The 19703-nt window shown below is 72.4% G+C and carries 19 protein-coding genes and 1 riboswitch; of the genes, 2 read left to right on the forward strand and 17 right to left on the reverse strand.

From position 1 onward, the window contains the following. Nucleotides 1–214: 214 nt before the first annotated feature. Nucleotides 215–805: an alpha/beta family hydrolase gene (locus AB0K18_RS38770; RefSeq protein ID WP_364925148.1), complete on the reverse strand. Its 591-nt coding sequence runs from the start codon at nucleotides 803–805 to the stop codon at nucleotides 215–217. A gap of 82 nt (nucleotides 806–887) precedes the next feature. Here AB0K18_RS38770 and AB0K18_RS38775 point away from each other — a divergent pair, with 82 nt between their 5' ends. Beyond that, on the forward strand, nucleotides 888–1235 hold the full coding sequence (locus tag AB0K18_RS38775; protein ID WP_364925150.1) for a hypothetical protein: 348 nt from the start codon (nucleotides 888–890) through the stop codon (nucleotides 1233–1235). A gap of 134 nt (nucleotides 1236–1369) precedes the next feature. Here AB0K18_RS38775 and AB0K18_RS38780 read toward each other — a convergent pair whose 3' ends face one another. From AB0K18_RS38780 to AB0K18_RS38840, 13 genes are all read right to left on the reverse strand, one after another. Continuing rightward, nucleotides 1370–2179: a tetratricopeptide repeat protein gene (locus AB0K18_RS38780; RefSeq protein ID WP_364925153.1), complete on the reverse strand. Its 810-nt coding sequence runs from the start codon at nucleotides 2177–2179 to the stop codon at nucleotides 1370–1372. Between the two features lie 115 nt (nucleotides 2180–2294). Further along, a complete protein-coding gene (gene gcvP, locus AB0K18_RS38785; RefSeq protein WP_364925155.1) occupies nucleotides 2295–5123 on the reverse strand; it encodes an aminomethyl-transferring glycine dehydrogenase in 2829 nt (942 codons plus the stop codon). Nucleotides 5124–5299: 176 nt separating this feature from the next. Then, nucleotides 5300–5397: riboswitch (glycine riboswitch) on the reverse strand. Nucleotides 5398–5591: 194 nt separating this feature from the next. Further along, nucleotides 5592–6212, reverse strand: coding sequence for a MerR family transcriptional regulator (locus tag AB0K18_RS38790; RefSeq protein WP_345403573.1), 621 nt, complete (start codon nucleotides 6210–6212; stop codon nucleotides 5592–5594). A 147-nt stretch (nucleotides 6213–6359) separates the two neighbouring features. Continuing rightward, on the reverse strand, nucleotides 6360–6830 hold the full coding sequence (locus AB0K18_RS38795; RefSeq protein ID WP_090771501.1) for a bifunctional nuclease family protein: 471 nt from the start codon (nucleotides 6828–6830) through the stop codon (nucleotides 6360–6362). Nucleotides 6831–6958: 128 nt separating this feature from the next. Then, entirely contained in the window at nucleotides 6959–7585 is a 627-nt protein-coding gene (locus tag AB0K18_RS38800) for a MerR family transcriptional regulator (protein ID WP_364925157.1), read from the reverse strand. Between the two features lie 23 nt (nucleotides 7586–7608). After that, entirely contained in the window at nucleotides 7609–8121 is a 513-nt protein-coding gene (locus AB0K18_RS38805; RefSeq protein WP_345403567.1) for an FHA domain-containing protein, read from the reverse strand. A 267-nt stretch (nucleotides 8122–8388) separates the two neighbouring features. Next, nucleotides 8389–10893 carry a mannose-1-phosphate guanyltransferase gene (locus AB0K18_RS38810; RefSeq protein ID WP_364925159.1) on the reverse strand — a complete coding sequence of 835 codons (2505 nt, stop codon included), beginning with the start codon at nucleotides 10891–10893 and terminating at the stop codon, nucleotides 8389–8391. 4 nt (nucleotides 10894–10897) lie between these two features. Further along, a complete protein-coding gene (locus tag AB0K18_RS38815) occupies nucleotides 10898–11479 on the reverse strand; it encodes a CDP-alcohol phosphatidyltransferase family protein (RefSeq protein WP_364375929.1) in 582 nt (193 codons plus the stop codon). 84 nt (nucleotides 11480–11563) lie between these two features. Continuing rightward, on the reverse strand, nucleotides 11564–12529 hold the full coding sequence (locus AB0K18_RS38820) for a hypothetical protein (protein ID WP_364925162.1): 966 nt from the start codon (nucleotides 12527–12529) through the stop codon (nucleotides 11564–11566). Beyond that, the gene (locus AB0K18_RS38825) at nucleotides 12522–13118 is read right to left on the reverse strand and encodes a phosphoribosylanthranilate isomerase (RefSeq protein ID WP_364925164.1); all 597 of its coding nucleotides are present in this window, start codon (nucleotides 13116–13118) and stop codon (nucleotides 12522–12524) included. The genes AB0K18_RS38820 and AB0K18_RS38825 overlap by 8 nt, the downstream gene beginning before the upstream one ends. A gap of 10 nt (nucleotides 13119–13128) precedes the next feature. Then, the gene (locus AB0K18_RS38830) at nucleotides 13129–13548 is read right to left on the reverse strand and encodes a hypothetical protein (protein WP_364925166.1); all 420 of its coding nucleotides are present in this window, start codon (nucleotides 13546–13548) and stop codon (nucleotides 13129–13131) included. A gap of 127 nt (nucleotides 13549–13675) precedes the next feature. Next, entirely contained in the window at nucleotides 13676–14350 is a 675-nt protein-coding gene (locus AB0K18_RS38835) for a response regulator transcription factor (RefSeq protein WP_355422561.1), read from the reverse strand. Continuing rightward, complete coding sequence (locus AB0K18_RS38840) at nucleotides 14347–15951, reverse strand: histidine kinase (RefSeq protein WP_364925169.1); 1605 nt, start codon at nucleotides 15949–15951, stop codon at nucleotides 14347–14349. Before AB0K18_RS38840 ends, AB0K18_RS38835 begins: the two co-directional genes overlap by 4 nt. Before the next feature lie 128 nt (nucleotides 15952–16079). Here AB0K18_RS38840 and AB0K18_RS38845 point away from each other — a divergent pair, with 128 nt between their 5' ends. Continuing rightward, complete coding sequence (locus AB0K18_RS38845; protein WP_364925173.1) at nucleotides 16080–16667, forward strand: SAM-dependent methyltransferase; 588 nt, start codon at nucleotides 16080–16082, stop codon at nucleotides 16665–16667. A 495-nt stretch (nucleotides 16668–17162) separates the two neighbouring features. Here AB0K18_RS38845 and AB0K18_RS38850 read toward each other — a convergent pair whose 3' ends face one another. The 3 genes from AB0K18_RS38850 to AB0K18_RS38860 are packed head-to-tail and all read right to left on the reverse strand — an operon-like array spanning nucleotide 17163 to nucleotide 19559. Continuing rightward, nucleotides 17163–17948, reverse strand: coding sequence for an enoyl-CoA hydratase/isomerase family protein (locus tag AB0K18_RS38850; protein ID WP_364925175.1), 786 nt, complete (start codon nucleotides 17946–17948; stop codon nucleotides 17163–17165). Continuing rightward, a complete protein-coding gene (locus AB0K18_RS38855) occupies nucleotides 17945–18862 on the reverse strand; it encodes an alpha/beta hydrolase (RefSeq protein WP_364925178.1) in 918 nt (305 codons plus the stop codon). Before AB0K18_RS38855 ends, AB0K18_RS38850 begins: the two co-directional genes overlap by 4 nt. Before the next feature lie 10 nt (nucleotides 18863–18872). After that, nucleotides 18873–19559, reverse strand: a complete 687-nt coding sequence (locus AB0K18_RS38860; RefSeq protein ID WP_364925181.1) for a gamma-glutamyl-gamma-aminobutyrate hydrolase family protein — start codon at nucleotides 19557–19559, stop codon at nucleotides 18873–18875. Between the last annotated feature and the right edge of the window lie 144 nt (nucleotides 19560–19703).

The raw sequence follows: 19703 nt of genomic DNA on the forward strand, positions 1-19703 counted from the left end.
CCTCAAAGTCGGGCGCCGGGGCACGCCGCCCCGGCACCACCGCCACCGGCCCGCCGAGGCGCGGCCGGACCCGCTGAGGCACGGGACGACGAGCGGCCGGCCGAGTGACCACACCTCCCGGCCGCCGACCCGCCCTCACGAACAGCGAATCGAGCGCCCAAACCTCCCGGCCTCGGCGCCGCCTCTGTCGAGAAATCAGCCTGGCTCCAGAGGGCTAGGCGTATCGGGTGATCCATCGTGCGACGATCTCGCCCACCCGGGCGGGGTCCCGTTTCAGGTCGTGCCCCTCCCCCGGCAGCACCACCAGCCGGGTCGCGTCCGCCGCGTCGGGCACGCCGAACGGGTCGCGGTCGCCGTTCACCACCAGCACGTCCACCCCGGCCGCACGCAGCTCGCCGGCGCGGGAACGTTCGGGCTTGCCCGGCGGGTGCAGCGGAAAGGCCAGCGCCACCACGGCGGCCGCGCCGACGGCCTTGGCCGTACGGCAGGCCACCCGCGCCCCGTTGCTCCGCCCGCCCTGCACGAGCGGCAGGTCCGGCAGGCGCTTGCGGAGGTCCTCCAGGACGACCTCCCACGCCTCGTCCTGCCGGGCGGGCGTGCCGGGCGCCCGTGCCCCCGCCACCCGGAACGCCTGCGTCACCCGGACCACCGTCGCCCCGGCCTCCAGCGCCGCCGCGCGCACGGCCAGCAGGTCGGGCGCGTCCACGGTGCCGGCCGAGCCGTGGGTCAGCACCAGCAGCAGCCGCGGGTCGTCGGCCTCGTCGATCTCGGCCAGCGCCGGCCCTCTCGGGGTCATCACCTGCATGGCAGCACCGTACCTGCGAAGGATCCCGCGCTAGCTCTCAGGTCGGATGACGGCGCGCCGAGAGGGGAGCATGATGGGTCTCATGCCAGACAAATCCCTCCGGGACGACTTGCAGGCCACGCTCGAAGCTCGTCGTGATCTGGGCCCGGAGTACGAGGCCGCGCTCATCGACTCGTTCGTCGAGCGCCTCGACGCCACCATCGCCCACCGCGTGCACGCCGAGCTCGAACGGCACGACGCCGTTCCCAGGGGCAAGCGGACCAGCCCGGCCGCGCCGATGGTGCCGATCTCCCTCGGCTCACTGGCCCTCGGCATCCCCCTGACCGGCGTCGCAGGCGCGACCGCGGGCGGCTATGGCCTGGTGATCGCCTGGCTCGCGATCGTCGTCGTCAACGTGGCAGCCGCCGCGGCCGTCATGCGCCGCCGCTGAGAGTCCCTGTGACCAGGCCACTGCTCAAGCGCCACCGAACGCCGCGACCAGACCCGGGCCGCACGCCCGGCATCCTCCGCCACTGAGCCGCCCGTGCCAGGACAGGCGGCGGGCCTGGCCGGTCTCGGCGGGGATCAGGTGTCGCGGTGGTAGCGGAGGCGGACTTCGGCGGCGAGGGCCTCGTTCTCGTGTTCCAGCCCGTACGTCCACACCCGGTCGGCGTCGTCCGCCCGCCCGCGCAGCGGCAGGGTGCGGGCCAGGAGCTCGATGGCGAGCGCGCTGGTCTGGGCGTCGGCGCCGCCTTCGACGCTCTCGGCGAACTCCGCGCAGGCGAGCTCCAGATGCGCGATGCCGAGTTGCACCCGCAGCCCCGGCACCTCGTCCTCAGGCGCGAACTCCAGGGCGTCCAGCAGCACCTCGGCCGCCGCCCCTGGCTCTCCGTGCTCGACCATCAGGTCGGCGAGCCGCTGGGCGGCGTGCGCACCTACCCGCTCGTCCCCCGCCTGCATGCCGGCCTCCATGGCCGCGTGCAGCTCCTTCTCGGCCTCCTCCAGGTTGCCGTCGCGGACGGCCAGCCGGGCCAGGGCGAGGTGGGCGAGCGGCACGTACGAGGGCGTGCCGACCCCCAGCACGGCCTGCCAGGCGGCCCTGGCCTGCTCGTCGCGCTCCTCGCGCTCGAACCCCTGGGCGAGGTGGCAGGCGGCCTGGGCGGCGTATTCGGGGTGGCCGGTGGCCAGCGCGGTCCTGGCGGCCCTCCTGGCGGCCTCGACGTCGCCGCGCTGCTCCAGCACGACGGCGAGGCCCACGGCGGCCTGGGCCCTGTCGGGCTCGTCGGGGTCGCCGGCCAGCTCGCCCAGGATGGCCGCGGCGGCGTCGAGGTCGCCGCGTTCGGCCAGGCGGCGGGCGGCGTCGAGAGGTGAGGTCTCCAGCTCTGAGGACGTCAACGGAGCTCCTTGTGGGGACGGTCGCCCTGAGCCTAACGACTTCGAGCGATCATGTCTGCTCACTTGACGCCCTGCGAATGGCGGGCGGGTGAGAGCCCCGCCCGCCAGGAGTCGCTCAGTCCTCGTACGCCTCGAGCGGCGGGCAGGAGCACACCAGGTTGCGGTCGCCGTAGGCCTGGTCGATGCGGCGTACCGGCACCCAGTACTTGCCCTCACGCAGCGACGGCACCGGGTAGGCGGCCTCGCCGCGGCCGTAGGGGTGCGGCCACTCGTCGGCGCTGACCGACTCGGCCGTGTGCGGCGCGTTGCGCAGCGGGTTGTCGGTCTTGTCATAGTCGCCGGAGGCCACCTTGGCGATCTCGCCGCGGATGGCGATCATGGCGTCCACGAACCGGTCGAGCTCGGCGAGGTCCTCGCTCTCGGTGGGCTCGATCATCAGCGTGCCGGCCACGGGGAACGACATGGTCGGCGCGTGGAAGCCGTAGTCGATGAGGCGCTTGGCCACGTCGTCCACGGTGACGCCGGTCTCCTTGGTGACCTGCCGCAGGTCGATGATGCACTCGTGGGCGACCAGGCCGCCGCGGCCGGTGTAGAGCACCGGGTAGTGCGGGGCCAGCCGGCGGGCGAGGTAGTTCGCCGACAGGATGGCCTGCTGCGTGGCGGCGGTGAGGCCGTCGGCGCCCATCATCCTGACGTACGCGTACGAGATGGGCAGGATGCCCGCCGACCCGTACGGCGCCGCGGAGACGGGCCCCACCGGCGTGCCGCCGCGCAGCGGGTGGCCGGGCAGGTAGGGGGCCAGGTGGGCGCGGACCGCGACGGGCCCGACGCCGGGGCCGCCGCCGCCGTGCGGGATGCAGAAGGTCTTGTGCAGGTTGAGGTGGGACACGTCGGCCCCGAACTCGCCCGGCTTGGCCAGGCCGACGAGGGCGTTGAGGTTGGCGCCGTCGACGTAGACCTGGCCGCCGGCCTCGTGCACCTTGGCGCAGACCTCGGTGATGGACTCCTCGTACACGCCGTGCGTGGACGGGTACGTCACCATGATCGCGGCCAGCGCGTCGCGGTGCTTGCCGATCTTGGCGTCGAGGTCGGTCAGGTCCACGTTGCCGTCGTCGTCGCAGGCCACGACGACGACCCGCATGCCGGCCATGACGGCGCTGGCGGCGTTGGTGCCGTGGGCGGAGGACGGGATGAGGCACACGTCGCGCTCGCCCTCGCCGTTGGCGCGGTGGTAGGCGCGGATGGCCAGCAGCCCGGCGAACTCGCCCTGGGAGCCGGCGTTCGGCTGGATGGAGACGGCGTCGTAACCGGTCACCTCGGCCAGCCAGCTCTCCAGCGTGCCGATCAGCTCGCGGTAGCCCTCGACCTGCGCCTCGGGGGCGTAGGGGTGCACGGCCGCGAACTCCGGCCAGGTGATGGGCTCCATCTCGGTGGTCGCGTTCAGCTTCATCGTGCAGGAGCCGAGCGGGATCATCGACCGGTCGAGCGCGATGTCCTTGTCCTGGAGCCTGCGCAGGTAGCGCAGCATCGCGGTCTCGGAGCGGTGCTGGTGGAAGACCGGGTGGGTGAGGTAGTCGCTCTCGCGCAGCAGCGTGCCGGGCAGCGCGTCGGGGGCCTGCTCGGGCTCCGTGCCGCCGGTCACGCCGAACGCGGCGCGTACGGCGGCCAGCTCGGTGGCGCCGGTCTTCTCGTCGCAGGCGACGGAGACGTGGTCGGCGTCCACCTGCCAGAGGTTGACGCCCCGCTCGGCGGCGGCGGCGACGACCGCGGCGGCCCTGCCGGGCACGCGGGCGAGCACGGTGTCGAAGAACTCGCCGTGCACGACCTCGACGCCGGCGCCCTTGAGGCTCTCGGCCAGGGCGGTGGCGTGGCGGTGCACGCGGCGGGCGATGCCGCGCAGGCCCTCGGGGCCGTGGTAGACGGCGTACATGCCGGCGATGACGGCCAGGAGCACCTGGGCGGTGCAGATGTTGCTGGTGGCCTTCTCGCGGCGGATGTGCTGCTCGCGGGTCTGCAGGGCCAGCCGGTACGCGGGGTCGCCGTCGGCGTCCAAGGACACGCCGACCAGGCGGCCGGGGAGCTGGCGCTGCAGCCCCTCGCGTACGGACATGTACGCCGCGTGCGGCCCGCCGAACCCGAACGGCACGCCGAAGCGCTGCGAGGACCCGACGGCGATGTCGGCGCCCAGCTCGCCCGGGGCCGTGATCAGCGTCAGGGCCAGCAGGTCGGCGGCGGCCACGACGAGCGCGCCCGCCTCGTGCGCGGCGGCGGCCACGGCGCGGAAGTCGCGCAGCCGCCCGGAGGCGCCCGGGTACTGCACGAGGACGCCGAAGCACTCGGGCAGCTCGCCGTCCAGGGAGTGCTCGACGAGCGTGATGCCGAGCGGCTCCGCCCTGGTGGCGAGCACGGCCTTGGTCTGCGGCAGCGCGTCGGCGTCCACCACGAACACGTCGCTCTTGCTCTTGCCGGCCCGCCGGGCCAGCGTCATGGCCTCGGCCGCGGCGGTGCCCTCGTCCAGCAGGGACGCGCCGGCGACGGGCAGGCCGGTCAGGTCGGAGACGACGGTCTGGAAGTTCAGCAGCGCCTCGAGCCGGCCCTGCGAGATCTCCGGCTGGTACGGCGTGTAGGCGGTGTACCAGCCCGGGTTCTCCAGCAGGTTGCGGCGGATGACGGCGGGGGTGACGGTGTCGTAGTAGCCCAGGCCGATCATGGAGGTGAGCACCTGGTTGCGGCCGGCCAGGGCGCGCAGCTCGGCGATGGCCTCGGCCTCGCCGATGGCGGCGGGCAGCCTGAGCCGGTCCTTGGCCCTGATCGACTCGGGCACGGCGACGGCCACGAGGTCGGCGACGGACTCGAAGCCCACGGCCTCGAGCATGCGCTGCTGCTCGGGCTCGGAGGGGCCGATATGCCTGGACGAGAACGGCGGAGCTGACAGATCGGTCATGGGTGTGCCTCCCGAGGCTTACGGAGACCGGCGCCGGGGCGCGGGCGAGTGCCGGATCTCCCCCTCTGTCAGCGCGGCCCCACGTGGTGCGCCGCGACCTGAGAGCTTCACCCCTGTGCAGGGCTTGCACCGTCGGTGAGGCACGCCTGGCGGGCGCGCCTGCTTTCCAGAGTTGCCTCGCCCGAGCGGTACCGGTTGCCTGAGAGATTCCGGGGAGGGTTGCTCCTTCGGCGCCCCGGACCGGAGGGACCGGGGACTCTCCCGCACGGGGTCGTCAGCCTTGCTGTCCTAGATTACTACGGTAAGCCGGGATTGCCGTGCACCGGACCCGCCCTTATGGGCGCACTTCACCGCAGGTCCGGCGGTGAGGGCCGGACCGCTGGTGACGCTCCGTCGCCGCTTCGCGCCGGTGCGTGCCCTGTCCTGGGCAGCGTGGAACCCGGCGCGAACGTGAGAGGCGGGATCAGGTCAGCCGATGCGGCGGGCGCGCCGCCTGCGGGCCAGTTCGTCAGCGGGGTGGTCGGCCGGGACGGTGTCCTCGACCGCCGCGCGTTCCCCCGGCAGCTCCGCGAGGGAGCCCTCGACCTCCCGCCAGACCCGGCCGAGCGCGATGCCGAACACGCCCTGCCCGCCCTGGAGAAGATCTATGACCTCGTCCGCCGAGGTGCACTCGTAGACGCTGACGCCGTCGCTCATGAGCGTGATCTGGGCGAGGTCGGCGACCCCGCGATCACGCAGGTGCTGGACTGCCGTACGGATCTGCTGCAGCGACACCCCGGTGTCGAGGAGCCGCTTGACGACCTTGAGCACCAGGATGTCGCGGAAGCTGTAGAGCCGCTGCGAGCCCGAGCCGTGCGCGGCCCTGATCGTGGGCTCCACCAGGCCCGTGCGCGCCCAGTAGTCGAGCTGCCTGTAGGTGATGCCGGCCGCGGCGCAGGCCGTGGGCCCGCGGTATCCGATGTCGTCCGGCAGCGCCGTCGGCTGCTCGTCGAAGAGCAGGCCCTGCTCCCCGGCACGCTGCCGCGCGCTCTCGCGCCGCACCGGATCTTCCTGGCCGGCCGTCTTTCCCTCGCCGCTGCTGACCGCCACGCGGACCTCCGGCTTTCTCTCATCCCGTGGCCTGATCTGGGGGTTCGTAAAGGGCGGCCACGGGTTTCACTTGCACCGTAGGACTGTGACCATGCTCAGTCAACGATCCGGCTCGGCGCGTCGTGAAGCGTAAATGCACTGAAATACCTACCCCGCCCTGCCGAAGTCCTCGGGAGTGATCGTGTCAAGGAACTCCCTGAACTTCTCCACCTCGTCCTCCTGGTCGTCGGGGATGATCACCCCGGCCTCCTGGACGACCTCTTCGCTGGCGAAGATGCGCGCCCCCGTGCGCAGGGCGAGCGCGATCGAGTCGGACGGCCGCGCGCTCACCTCCACGCCGTTGGAGAAGACCAGATCGGCGAAGAAGATGCCGTCGCGCAGGGCGACGATGTTGACCGCGCGCAGGCCGACGCCCAAGGCGCTCAGCACGTCTCGGAAGAGATCATGGGTGAGCGGCCGCGGCGGCGGCTCCTCCGCCTGGGCCAGGGCGATGGCCGTGGCCTCGGTCATGCCGATCCATATAGGAAGGAACCGCTCCCCGTGTGCCTCCTTGAGCAAGACGATCGGCTGATTTGTGGGCATTTCAACTCGAACGCCCACGACCTCCATCTGCAACACGGGCTGCTCCGTATTCCTGACCGGTCACCCGGCACAGCTCTTCGAACATCGCTTCTGCTGACTGGTTTAATTCAACGTAACACCCAGTGGGCCTGGAATGTGCCCTCGCCTCCCAGCTCGCTCCGGTATCAACGACCCAGGGCCGACCGGACCCCCGTGCGCACAAGGGATGCGTGCAGGTCGAGCAGGAGAGTGGACAGTTCGCGGGCCACCTCGTCGGCCTCGCCGATGGCTCCGGGGCGGCGCCGTTTGAGTATCGGGGCGACGGTCTGCTCGACCAGTCCCGCCTCGCGCTCGGCCGCCGCCTTGACCGCCCGCAGATGACGGGCGTGCAGACCGAACCTGGCCAGGGCGCCCACGGTGCGGGCCACCTTGAGCGCCTCTTCGTCGTAGCGCCTGGCCACCGGGACCAGCAGGCCGTAGTCCTCCAGCTCGGTGAGCGTCTCGTCGTCGATGCCCGCCGCCTCGAGCAGCTCGGCCCTGCTGAGCTTGACCTCCTGCGCCTGCTGCACCGCGCGCGGGCGGCCGAAGCTCTCGGCCATCTTGTCCTTGATCACGCGCAGCGGCAGGTAGTGGTCGCGCTGCTCGGTCAGGATGAAGCGCAGCTGCTCGACGTGCAGATGCGTGAACTTACGGTAGCCGGAGGGGCTGCGCTCGGGCTCGATCAGCCCTTCGCCCTCCAAGAACCTGATCTTGGAGATCGTCACATCGGGGAACTCGCCCTGCAGGAGCGCGAGCACTTCCCCGATGCTCATGTGCGAGCGTGCCGCCTGAGAAGTCATACGCCGGAGTTGCCCCGCATCAGGAAGAGAAGGCGGAACTTGCCGATCTGCACCTCGTCTCCCGAGTGCAAAGGAACCTCCTCGATGCGTTCCCGATTGACATAGGTGCCGTTGAGGCTGCCCACGTCGCGCACCGAGAACTGGCCGCCGCGATGGCGGTAGAACTCGACGTGGCGGCGCGAGACCGTGATGTCGTCGAGGAAGATGTCGCTCTCGGGATGGCGCCCCGTCGTGGTGAGGTCTTTGTCCAGCCGGAAGCGGCTCCCCTGATTGGGGCCCCTGGTCACCGTGAGCAACGCCGCGCCGGGCGGGAGCTGCTCGACGATCGCCCGCTCGGCCAGAAGCATGTCACCGGTCTCAGCCTCGTACGCCTCGATTCCCGCTATGGAGATCGTCGAGGTGGTGTCCCCGGCGACCTCGGGTCTGGTCAGCGGCGACCCACAACGGGAACAGAAACGGGCATCCTCGGGGTTGGCGTGCCCGCACTGCGTGCAGTAGACGCTCGGCATCGATCGGCTCGGCCTCCTACCGCGAAGACGCGGCGACGGTGCTCTGGGCGCGCCTCGCTTCGCTTTTTCACGTTTGCGAATGCCGCAACTTACGCTGATCAGCGGCAAAGGTCAAGGCGGGGCGCTGCACTGTGGTTCGGACGCAGATAAAGTTACCGCCGCCCCCGCCCCGTGGTCCATGCCGCCGCGCGTTTCTACATTACGATCTTGCGGCACTCTCTGGGCACGTCATCGGCGAACACTTTCCGATCACTCTGCGTGCGGGTGTCACCCGGCCGCCTGCTCGACGACGCGGGCCCAGCGTTCGAGCAGGGCCTGGGCGCCGTCCATGTCGCCCGCCTCGGCCCACAGGTCGGTGACCGGCTCGGCGGCGGCGGGCAGCACCAGCACCCAGCTCCCGTCGTCGCGCGCCACGCGCACCCCGTCGGTGGTGTCGACGCGGTGTCCGTCGGGCTCGGCCTCGGCCGCCTCGATGACCGAGCGCATGACCGCGCCCTTGGCCGCCCACGGCGTCGGCACCGTCCGCCTGAGCAGCCTGACCTCCGGGATGCGCGCGTCGATCTGGCTGAGCGACAGCCGGGTGCGGGCCACCAGCCCGAGCAGCCGCATGAACGCGGCCAGCCCGTCGATGGCCGGGCTGAACTCGGGCACCACGAACCCGCCGCGCCCGTCGGCTGCGAAGATCATGTCGGGCCCCGCGGCGGCCGAGGTGAGCGCGTCGAGCGCGGTGGGGGTCCACCGCACCTGGACGCCGTGGAAGCGGCAGACCTGCTCGGCGACCCTGGTCGTGGTGACCGGCAGCGCCACCTGTCCGCCCCGCCGCTCGGCGGCCACCAGGTCGAGCACGACGAGCAGGGCGCGTTCCTCGCTGATGAGCTGGCCCTTCTCGTCCACCAGGGCGATGCGCTCACCCACGGGGTCGAACCGCACCCCGAACGCCGCCCTTGAGGAGCTGACCAGCTCCGACAGACGTTGCAGGTCGCGGCGGCGCTCGGCCAGCGTCTCGGTGGGCGAGACGTCGTCGAGCCTGGCGTTGACCGTGAGCACCTCGACGCCGACCCTGGCCAGCAGCGTGGGCAGCACCAGCGAGGAGGTGCCGCCCGCGCAGTCGACGACGACCTTCATGTCCCTGACGCCGCTCACGCCGACGTGGCGCAGCAGCTCGTGGGTGTAGTCCTCGACCGCCCGCGCCGGGTAGGCCAGCTCGGCGATCTCACCGGGGAAGGCGCGGCGGAACTCCTGGCGGGAGAAGACCCGCTCCAGCTTGCGCTGGGCGGCCGGCGGCAGGTCCGCGCCGCGGTCGTCCATGATGACGATGTCCACGCTCTGCGGGTCGCCCGGGGTGGTGCGCAGCGCGATGCCGCCCGCCGCCGACACCCTCGCCGTGTGGAAGCGGGTCACGGGCAGCGGCGCGGCCTCCAGGTCGAGGACGTTGATGGCGCCCGCGGTGAGCGCGCCGATGACGGCCCGCTTGAGCGCCCTGGCCGCCAGCGAGCAGTCGCGGGAGGTGACGACGTACTCGCCCTTCTTCAGGGTGGTGGCGTACGCGCTGGCCAGGCGGACGCACAGCTCGGCGGTGATCTCGACGTTGACCAGGCCGCTCACGCCGCGCGGGCCGAACAGGTTGCGCTGGCCGCGCGACTCCCAGATGACGCTGGTGTTGACCACCGCGCCGGCCTCGATGGTCTTGAACGGGTAGACGCGGACACCGCTGGAGACGTACGCCTCGGCTTCGATGACGCACTCGTCGCCGATGATCGCGTTCTCCTCGATGCGGGCGCCGGCCATCACGTCGGTGCTCTTGCCGATGACGCAGCCGCGCAGGTGGGCGCCCGGCCCCAGGTAGACGTTGTCGTGGACGATCGCGCGGTGCAGGAAGGCGCCCTCGCGGACGACGGCGTTGTTGCCGAGCACGGTGTACTCGCGCAGCTCGGCCCCCGCCTCGACCTTGGCGTAGTCGCCGATGAGCAGCGGGCCCTTGAGCACGGCGTCGGGGTCGACGGAGGCGGAGTCGGCGACCCACACGCCGGGTGAGAGCTCGAAGCCGCCGATGTCGAGGGCGACCCGGCCGGACAGGGCGTCGGCCTGGGCCTTGAGGTAGCTGTCGTGGGTGCCGACGTCCTCCCAGTAGCCGTCGGCGACGTAGCCGTAGATGGCGGCGCCGGAGCGGAGGAGGGCGGGGAAGACGTCCGAGGACCAGTCGACGGGCTCGCCGGTGGCGACGGCGTCGAGGATCTCGGGTTCCATGACGTAGATGCCGGTGTTGACGGTGTCGGAGAAGACCTGGCCCCAGGTGGGCTTCTCCAGGAAGCGCTGGACCCGGCCCTCCTCGTCCACGATGATGATCCCGAATTCGAGCGGGTTGGGGACCCTTTTCAGGCCGATCGTGACAAGCGCGCCTTTTTCACGATGAAAACGGATCATGTCCGATAAGTCGATGTCCGTCAGGGCATCTCCGGAGATGACCAGGAAACGGTCGTCGCGCAGGCGGTCGGCGGCGTTCTTGACGCTGCCCGCCGTGCCGAGCGGGACGTCCTCGGTGGCGTACTGCAGGCTCATGCCCAGCTCGTCGCCGTCGCCGAAGTAGTTGCGGACGAGGGCGGCGAGGAACTGCAGGGTCACCACGGTCTCGGTCACGCCGTGCCGCCTGAGCAGGCGCAGGACGTGTTCCATGATCGGGCGGTTGACGACAGGGAGCAGGGGCTTGGGCTGGTTGGCGGTCATCGGACGCAGCCGAGTGCCCTCCCCGCCCGCCATGACGACCGCCTTCACCCGATCATCCCCTTCTGGCCGCCGTTACCAGTTGACGCACCTGTACGACATACAGCGCCCCCGCCCACCAGTACAGGCCCGTTCCCCACAGAGCGAACGCCCACCCGACAATGCGTGCTATTTCGGCATACCACCCGGAGTGCGAGGCAAGGAAGAGCAGGGGGAAGGCGTACATGAGGTTGAACATGGCTGCCTTGCCCAGGAAATGCACTTGAAGTGCCTTATAGCCATATTTGCGAAGAACTGGGGCGAAACAGGCGACAAAGACGTCGCGGCCCAGGACGACCACGACCAGCCACCACGGGATCACGTCGCGCAGCAGCAGGGCGATGATGGTGGCGAACACGTAGAGCTTGTCCGCGGCGGGGTCGATGATCCGGCCCAGCCTGCTCGTCTGGTTGAACGCCCGTGCGATCTTCCCGTCGAGCCAGTCCGTGAAACCGGCGACCGCGAGGATCCCGATGGCCCACCCGTCGGCCTTGGGCCCGAGAACCAGCCAGAAGAACACGGGCACGCCCAGGAGGCGCAGGAAGCTCAGCAGGTTAGGAACCGTCCAGATCCGGTCCTCGGCGGAAGTTTCGCTCACGCAGGAGACCCTACTGCGTGGAACTCCCTCGCAGCGGCCCGCGCTTCCCCCGTCTCATCGGCCCCAGGGGATCCCGGCGGCCCGTCAGGTGCGGAGGAAGGCGTGGGTGCGACCCAGCTCGGTGAAGCCCAGCCGGCGGTAGAAGCGGTGGGGCCAGTCGTCGGCGTCGGCCAGCAGGAAGATCAGGCCGCTCTCTCCCCCGCCGGACTCTCCCCCTGCGGTCTCTCTCCCGCCGGTTCCTCCCCCTGTGGTCTCTCTCCCGCCGGTTCCTCCCCCTGCGGTTCCGCCCGCGGGCCGATCGGCCGCACCGCCCGCGCCCCCGTTCCTGCTTTCGGCGAGCAGGGCCGCGGCTTCGGCGAGGAGGGCGGTCATGAGGTTGCGGGCGTGGCCGGCGCCCCGGTGGAGGTGGCCGGTGAAGACGTTCTCGATCTGGGCGACGCCGTCGTGGACGTACAGGTCGGCGCGGGCGGCGATCTCGCCGTACGGAGTGCGTACGCCGTAGAAGCGCACCACGCCGGCGCCGGCCGCGCGAGCCTCGACGCGGCGGGCGAGGCCCTCGATCACCTCTTCCGGAGCCTCGGGGAGCGTGTGGCGCCAGCCGCGGCGCAGCACGGGGAGCAGCTCGTCCGGCTCCAGGCGCTCGGCAGGGGGCGGCGCCTGGGGGAGGCCGCCGGTGAAGGTCATGACGAGCGTGGTCTCCCGCTCGTAGCCGGCGGCGGTGAACGCGGGCGCGTAGGCGGTGCCGAGGTGGTCGTCGTCCACGCAGATCAGGCGGTGGCCCCTGGTGGCCAGGAGGTCGTCGGCCGCCTTCAGCAGGAGCGCCGGGTCCGCGTCCTCGGTGACGATCAGCTTGTTGTCGTCGTACGAGCCGGGGAAACGGTCGTCGAGCACGGCGAAACCGCCCGGTGCGGGCAGCACGCGGGGCGCGCGGCGGCGGGCGAACCCGTGCAGGAAGCCGAGCACCCGCGCCAGGTCGCCGGTGACGGCGGGCGGTTGTTCAGGCGCGCCCGGGTCGCGTTGGGCAGTGGGGGTGGGAGGGAGGTCAGACATCGAGACTGCGGGCCGCCTTGAGAAAGGACCTGATGAGGGTGGAGTCCTTCTTGCCGGGGGCGGTCTCGACGCCGCTGGAGACGTCGACGCCCCACGGACGGGCGGCGGCGACCGCCTCGGCGACGTTGGCAGGGGCCAGGCCGCCCGCCAGCATCCACTGACCGGAGGGGCGGCCGCGGACCGCCGCCCAGTCCCACGGCTGCCCGGAGCCGGCGTGGGGCGCATCGACGATGAGCAGGTCTTCGTCGTAGGCGCCGCAGCGCAGGTCGGCCTGCGCGTCCACGGCCCTGACCAGGCGCACCCCGAGGTCCTTGAGCGCGGTGAAGTCGCCGTGGGGGTGCTTGCCGTGCAGCTGGACGGCGCGTACGCCGGAGGTCAGCGCGGCCTCGCGCACGGCCTGCGGGTCCTCGCCGCGGAAGACGCCGACGGTGAGGACGTGGGGCGGGACCGCCGCGGCCAGCTCGGCGGCCCGCTCGGGCGTGATGCGGCGCGGGCTCCTGGTCATGACGAACCCGATGGCGTCGGCGCCGGCCTCGACGGCGGTGGCGACGTGTTCCGGCTCGCTCAGCCCGCAGATCTTCACGTACACGCCTTCGACCTTAGCGGCGGCGGGCGGCCGCCGGTGACCAGACCCAGATGAGCAGCGCGGTGATGAGGCCGAACAGGATCACGCCGTTGGGCAGGTGGGCGCCCAGCCACAGCCAGGTGACGTGCTGGGCCAGGCCGACGACGAACAGCGCCACGCTCGCCAGGGCGGGCCAGCCCGCGCCGCGTCCCGGCCGCCAGAACAGCACCGCCAGCACGATCTGGACGAGCGCCACGAGGTGGACGACCATGCCGGCCATGACGTGGCTCTCCCCCATCGACGCCGTCTCGACGGCCTGCCCGGCGAACGACGCCGCGACGACGAGCGCGACGCCCTGCCCGGTGACGGCCAGCCGCAGCCCGTAGAGCAGGCCACCGGAGATCCGGTCCGCGCCGCCGCTGCGCCGCTCCTGTGAACTGAGGGTCTCCTGCATGGGGGGTCCTTCCGCTCCTGCGATCAATGTGCGACCACATGCTCCCGGACCACCCCCGGCCCGGTCGTCCGCCCACCGGGTGACGCGGGCGTCCACCCACAGGCGGACGCCCACGCGAGGGACGGGGTCAGGGGCGGGGGTGGCGGACCGGGCGGAAGGAGGCGTCCACCAGGCCGGTGCGGTGGGCGATGACGGCGGCCTGGATGCGGTTGCGCAGGCCGAGTTTCTCCATCGCGGCCGCGATGTGGGTCTTGACCGTGGTGACGCCGACGTGCAGCTCCTCGGCGATCTCCGCGTTGGACAGGCCGGTCCCGACCAGGGCGAGCACCTCCAGCTCGCGCTCGGTCAGTCCGGGCGGTGCGGCGGGCGCGGCCTGCTCCTCGGCGGCGAGGAAGCGTTCGACGACCCGGCGCAGCACCGAGGGGGCGAGGAGCTGCTCGCCCGCCGCGGCCCTGCGCACGGCCTCGACCATGCGCTCGGGGTCGTCGTCCTTGACGAGGAAGCCGACGGCGCCGGCGCGCAGGGCGGCGTAGACGTTGCCGTCCTCGGCGAACGTGGTCAGCACGACGATCCTGGCGCCCGGCCGGGCGGCGAGCACCCGCCTGATGGCCTCCAGCCCGTCGACTCTGGGCATGCGCAGGTCCATGAGGATGACGTCGGGCAGGTGGCGCTCCGCCAGGCGGACGGCCTCGGCGCCGTCCTCGGCCTCGCCCACGACCTCCATGTCGCCCGTGGCCTGCAGCAGCATGCGCACGCCCGCGCGGACGAGCGCCTGGTCGTCGGCCACCAGCACGCGGATCACGCGGCGCTCCCCGGGGACAGGCGGGTGGGCAGGTGGACGGCGAGCAGCCAGCCGCCCTCGCCGTCGGGCCCGGCGCTGAGGGTGCCGCCGAGGGTGCGGACCCGCTCGCGCATGCCCGCCAGACCCCGGCCGGAGGAGGGCAGGCGCTCGATGGCGGTCGGCGGGCGGCCGTTGCGGACCTCGACGGCGAGCCCCTCTTCCGAGGGGGTCACGGATACGCGGACCCGGGTGCCTGGGCCGGCGTGTTTGAGCACGTTGGTGAGTCCTTCCTGGACGATTCTGGCCGCGGAGGCGCGGGCGATGAGCGGGGTCTGGTCGGTGGCCGGGTCGAGGTCGAGGTCCACGACGAGGCCGGCGGCGGCCATGCGTTCGGCGGACTCGCGGACGACGTCGGCCGGGTTGGCCAGCAGGTCGGGCTGGCGCTCGGGGTCGCGCAGCAGGTCGAGCAGGTCGCGCAGGTCCTGCAGCACCTGGTGTCCCGTCTCGCGGATGTCGTTGAGCGCGTCGGCGACGGGGCCGTCGGGCGCGGTGTAGCGGGCGGCGCTGGCCCGCAGCACCATGGCGCCGACGTGGTGGGCGACGATGTCGTGCACGTCGCGGGCGATGCGCTCGCGCTCGGCGAGCTGGTCGGCGCGCACCTGGGCGACGGCGGCGCGGGCGGCCTCCTCGGCGCGCAGCCGCTCGGACGCGGCGGCGGCACGGCGCATGCCGAGGTAACGGCCGATCGCGATGGGCGTGGCGACGAGCGTCATGAGCACGCCGACGCGGAAGCCGGTGATGGAGGTGTCGTCGCCGACGACGGCGATGGCGGTGAGCAGGCAGCCGGTCAGGTACGCGGCCACCGTCCAGGCCCACGACACCACCCGCATCGCGAACACGCCGATCGCGATCAGGGTGAGGATCACGCAGGTGTTGACCGCCTGGTTGAGGTAGGCGTCGGCGGAGACGAGCAGCACGCCCTGCAGCAGGAAGACCAGCCCGGGCAGCCGCCTGGCGACGCCGAGCGACAGGCCGCCGACCACGGCGAGCAGCCCGACGACCCAGACGGGCTGGGCGCCGGAGTGCCAGGACGTCCACGTGCTGAGCACGGTGATGGCGACGCCGCCGGCGGCGAGCAGCGCGTCGGGGGTGACGTCGCGCTCGTCGAGCCGCTCGGCCGAGCTGCGCAGGTAGCCGCCGAGCACGGCGGGGAAGACAGGCAGCAGCACGGAGTACATCCACGTGTTGCCGGTGAGCGCGATGCCGGGGTCGGCGATGTTGAAGGCGGTGGCGACGATGGCGGCGACGACGGCGAGGGCGGTGGCGCGGGCGCGGGCGAGGTATCCGGCCACGCCGAGCGCCACGCAGAGCAGGATCTGCGCGGTGTTGGAGGTGAACGAGCCGAGCTGGTCGGTGGTGGCGAGCATGGCCGCCAGGTAGAGGGTGACGAGGACCGGCCGGTGGCGGACGAGCCCCATGGGCAGGCCGACCAGCAGCGCCATGGGGATGTTCGCCTCGGCGGGCAGGACGTCGGTGTCGCCCGCGTGTGCCGTGGTCAGCAGGTCGAGGGCCACCCCCGAGGCCGCGAGCAGGACATCGAGCGGCACACCACGCCAACGCATGCACCACACCGTATCCGCACCGCTCCACCGGCTGATCCTCCGCGCGGAGGACCCCGCCTCCTCCAAGTGGCCGCAGGTCCGCCCGGAGGGCGGAGCGATCGGCGGCGACCAGCGCCTACATTCAGGGCATGCCCAACGACACCGCACTGTTCATCGGACAGTTCCTGCGCTCCCCCGCCACGATCGGCGCGGTCGCGCCCAGCTCGCGGCGGCTGGCGGCGGCCGTCTGCGCGCCGATCCCCGAGCGGGGCGAGCCGATCGTGGTCGAACTCGGGCCCGGCACGGGCGCGTTCACCGCGGAGATCCAGCAGCGGCTGGACGGCCGGGGTCACCATCTGGCGGTGGAGCTGAACGAGCAGCTGGCGCGGCTGCTGGCCGAGCGTTATCCGGCGGTGGACGTGGCGCACGCCGACGCGACGCGGCTGGGCGAGCTGCTCGGCGAGCGCGGGCTGCGGATGGCGGACGTGGTGGTGAGCGGGCTGCCGTGGGCGGCGTTCCCCGATGACGTGCAGCGGGAGCTGCTCGGCGCGGTGACGGGGGCGATGAGCCCGGGGGCGGCGTTCACCACGTTCTCCTACATCCACGCGATCCCGCTCAGCTCGGCGCGGCGCTTCCGCGCGCTGCTGGCCGAGCGGTTCGAGGAGGTCGTGCCGGGCCGTACTGTGTGGCGCAACACGCCTCCCGCCTTCGTCTTCCACGCCCGCAGGCCCCGCTGAGGGCCTCATTGACGGCCGGGCCGACGGCCGGGCCGACGACCGGGCCGACGGCCGGGCCGACGACCGGGCCGACGACCGGGCCGACGACCTGCTGGAACGGGCGACGGTAGGGAGGAGCGCGGGGTGTCCGGCCGCCCGATCGGCGCCAGGATCGGACGGGCCACGCCTTCGGCCGGGAGCTGCCTGCTCAACCCCTGGCGGCGCGAGCGTCCGGACCGCCCCCGCGGTTTCCCGCCGGCCTGCCGGCCGGCGTGCCCATCGCCGTACGGATCACGTCCCTGGTCCCGCCATGAGGCGAAGGGTGGACCGGCCGGTGGGCTGGTCGCCGTGAGATGATCACGACGGCTGGATGACCTCCTCCCCCTGTGCGATGGACGCCCGGGCTCCGGGTGCCGGGGCGGCGTTCTCGGCCTCGGCGGAAAGCGGCCCTTCGACGTCCACGCGCCCCGACTACCCGAGGGCGGGGGAAGCACACCAGGACGGTGAAAGCCGAGGTCAGCCGAACGCGGGCGGCCGCTTCCCGCGCAGGGCGCGCACGCCCTCGGCGGCGTCGGGCCCGGTGAAGCCGAGGAACTCCATGGCCAGCGAGGCGTCGAAGGACGGACCGGCCAGGCGCAGCCAGTTGTTGAGCGAGTATTTCGTCAGCCTGATCGCGTCTTGGGCGCCGGCGGCGAGCCTGACCGCGATCTCCATCGCCTTCTCGTGCACCTCGTCGTCCTCGACGCACAGGCTCACCAGGCCCATGCGCTCGGCCTGCTCGCCGGTGACCGGCTCGCAGAGCAGCAGGTGGTATTTCGCCTTGGCCATGCCGCACAGCAGCGGCCAGACGATGGCGGCGTGGTCGCCTGCCGCGACGCCGAGCCTGGTGTGGCCGTCGATGATGCGGGCGGTGCGGCCGGCCACGGAGATATCGGCCAGCAGCGCGACCGCGAGCCCGGCGCCGACGGCGGGGCCCTGGATGGCGGAGACGATGGGCTTGGAGCAGTTGAGCACGTTGTAGACGATGTCGCGGGCCTCGGTGAACACCCGCATCCGGGTGTCGTGGTCGCGCATCATGTCCTCGATCATGGACAGGTCGCCGCCGGCGGAGAACGCGGCGCCCTCTCCCCTGACCACGATCGCGCGTACGGACGCGTCGCGGTCGGCGTCGCGCCAGATCTCGCCCAGCTCGCGGTGCGCGGTGGCGTCGACGGCGTTGAGCCTGGCGGGCTCGCTGATCGTGACGCGCAGCACGCCGTCGGCGGGGGTGTCGAGCCGCAGCTTGATGTAGGCGTCTTTCACAGGTGCTCCCGCAGCCGCTGCGCCACGTAGTCGCGGGCCTCGACGGCCTGGTCGAACAGGCCGGGCAGGACGAAGAAGCCGTGGACGGCGCCGTCGTACCTGCGCAGCTCGGCGGGGACGCCCGCGTCGGCGAGGCGGGCGGCGTAGTGCTCGCCCTCGTCTCTCAGGACGTCGTACTCGGCGGTGACCACGGTGGCGGGGGCCAGGTCTGAGACGTCGGGCAGGCGCAGCGGCGACAGGCGCGGGTCGGCGGGGTCGACGTCGCCGGCGTATCGGCTGACGAACCAGGCCATGTCGGCGGCGTCGAGGCCGTAGCCCTTGGCGTTCGCGGTGTAGCTGGGGGTGTCCATGGCGGCGTCGAGCACCGGATAGACGAGCACCTGGTGGGCCAGGCGCAGGCCGGCGTCGCGGGCCTGCCAGGCGGCCACGGCGGCCAGGTTGGCGCCGGCGCTGTCGCCGATGACGGCGACGCTGCCGTTGCTCTGGTAGAAGGCCGGGCGGGCGAACAGGTCGCGCACGACCGTCCAGGCGTCGTCGGCGGCGGCCGGGAAGGGGTGCTCGGGCGCCAGCCGGTAGTCGACGGAGACCACCACGGCGCCGGTGCGGATGGCGAGGTCGCGGCCGATCGCGTCATTGCGCTTGACGCTGCCGAAGACCCAGCCGCCGCCGTGGAAGTAGACCAGGACCGGCAGGGGCGCGTCGCCCGGGTCGGCGCGGTAGATGCGGATGGGCACGCCCTCGGCCAGCTCGTCGCGGACGAACGGCAGCTTGGTCAGCGGCCCCCGGTGGACGGCCATGGGGTCGCTCGCGCGCATCTCCTGGATGGCGGCCAGGTCGAGACCGGCCAGCCCCTCGTCGTCGGAGCCGGCTAGGAACTGGGCGACGTAATCCCGCGCCTGGGGGTGCAGCGGCATGATCAGCAGCCTAGCGGGCCGCCTCGATGAACGCATCGAAGAGCCGGGTGTCGGTGCCGCGTTCCGGGTGCCATTGGACGCCCACGCCGAAGCGGTGCCCCTGCAGCTCGATGCCCTCGACGATCTGGTCCTCCGCCCAGGCCACGGCCAGCAGGCCCGTGCCGAGCCTGCGTACGGACTGGCGGTGGGGCGCGCTGACCTCGACGCGGTCGCCGACGGCCTTGCCGAGCTTGCTGGTGACGCTGACCTGGATGACGTGGCCGCCGTCGGGCTCCGCGTGGCGGTCGCTGTCGAGGACGTCGGGCAGCCACGGGATGAGGGTGCCGCCCTGGGCGACGTTGAGCACGTGCATGCCGCGGCCGATGGCGAGGACGGGCACGTCGGCCCGGATGGCGGCCCGGGCCAGGGCCAGCTCGAAGCGGTCGCGGTGGGGCTGCGGCTCGTCGGCCCTGGGGTCCTGCTCGCCGTTGTAGGCGTCGGCGGCCAGCTCGGCGCCGCCGGCCAGGACGACGCCGCGCAGCCCGCTGACGTAGTCGTCGACAGCGCTGGGGGCGATGGGCGGCAGGACGACGGGCGCGCCGCCCGCCCGGCCGACCATCTTGGCGTAGGAGGGGGGAGACAGCACGGCCTCGCGTACCCAGTCGCCCCAGCGGGCGGCCTCGAAGTAGGCGGTGACGCCGATCAGCGGTCGGGACATGCGATCTCCCAAGGGCATGGTGGAGTTCGTACGGCCGCCCTCCGCCGAGGTGCGAAGGCGGCCCCATGCACTCCCCCATCATGGCGCACAGTCTTTCCGATATGTCACCCTTCCTGAAGATCCCCTCGTGCGGCTTGCCTCCCG

Source organism: Nonomuraea sp. NPDC049421 (assembly GCF_040677005.1).
Lineage (GTDB): Bacteria > Actinomycetota > Actinomycetes > Streptosporangiales > Streptosporangiaceae > Nonomuraea > Nonomuraea salmonea.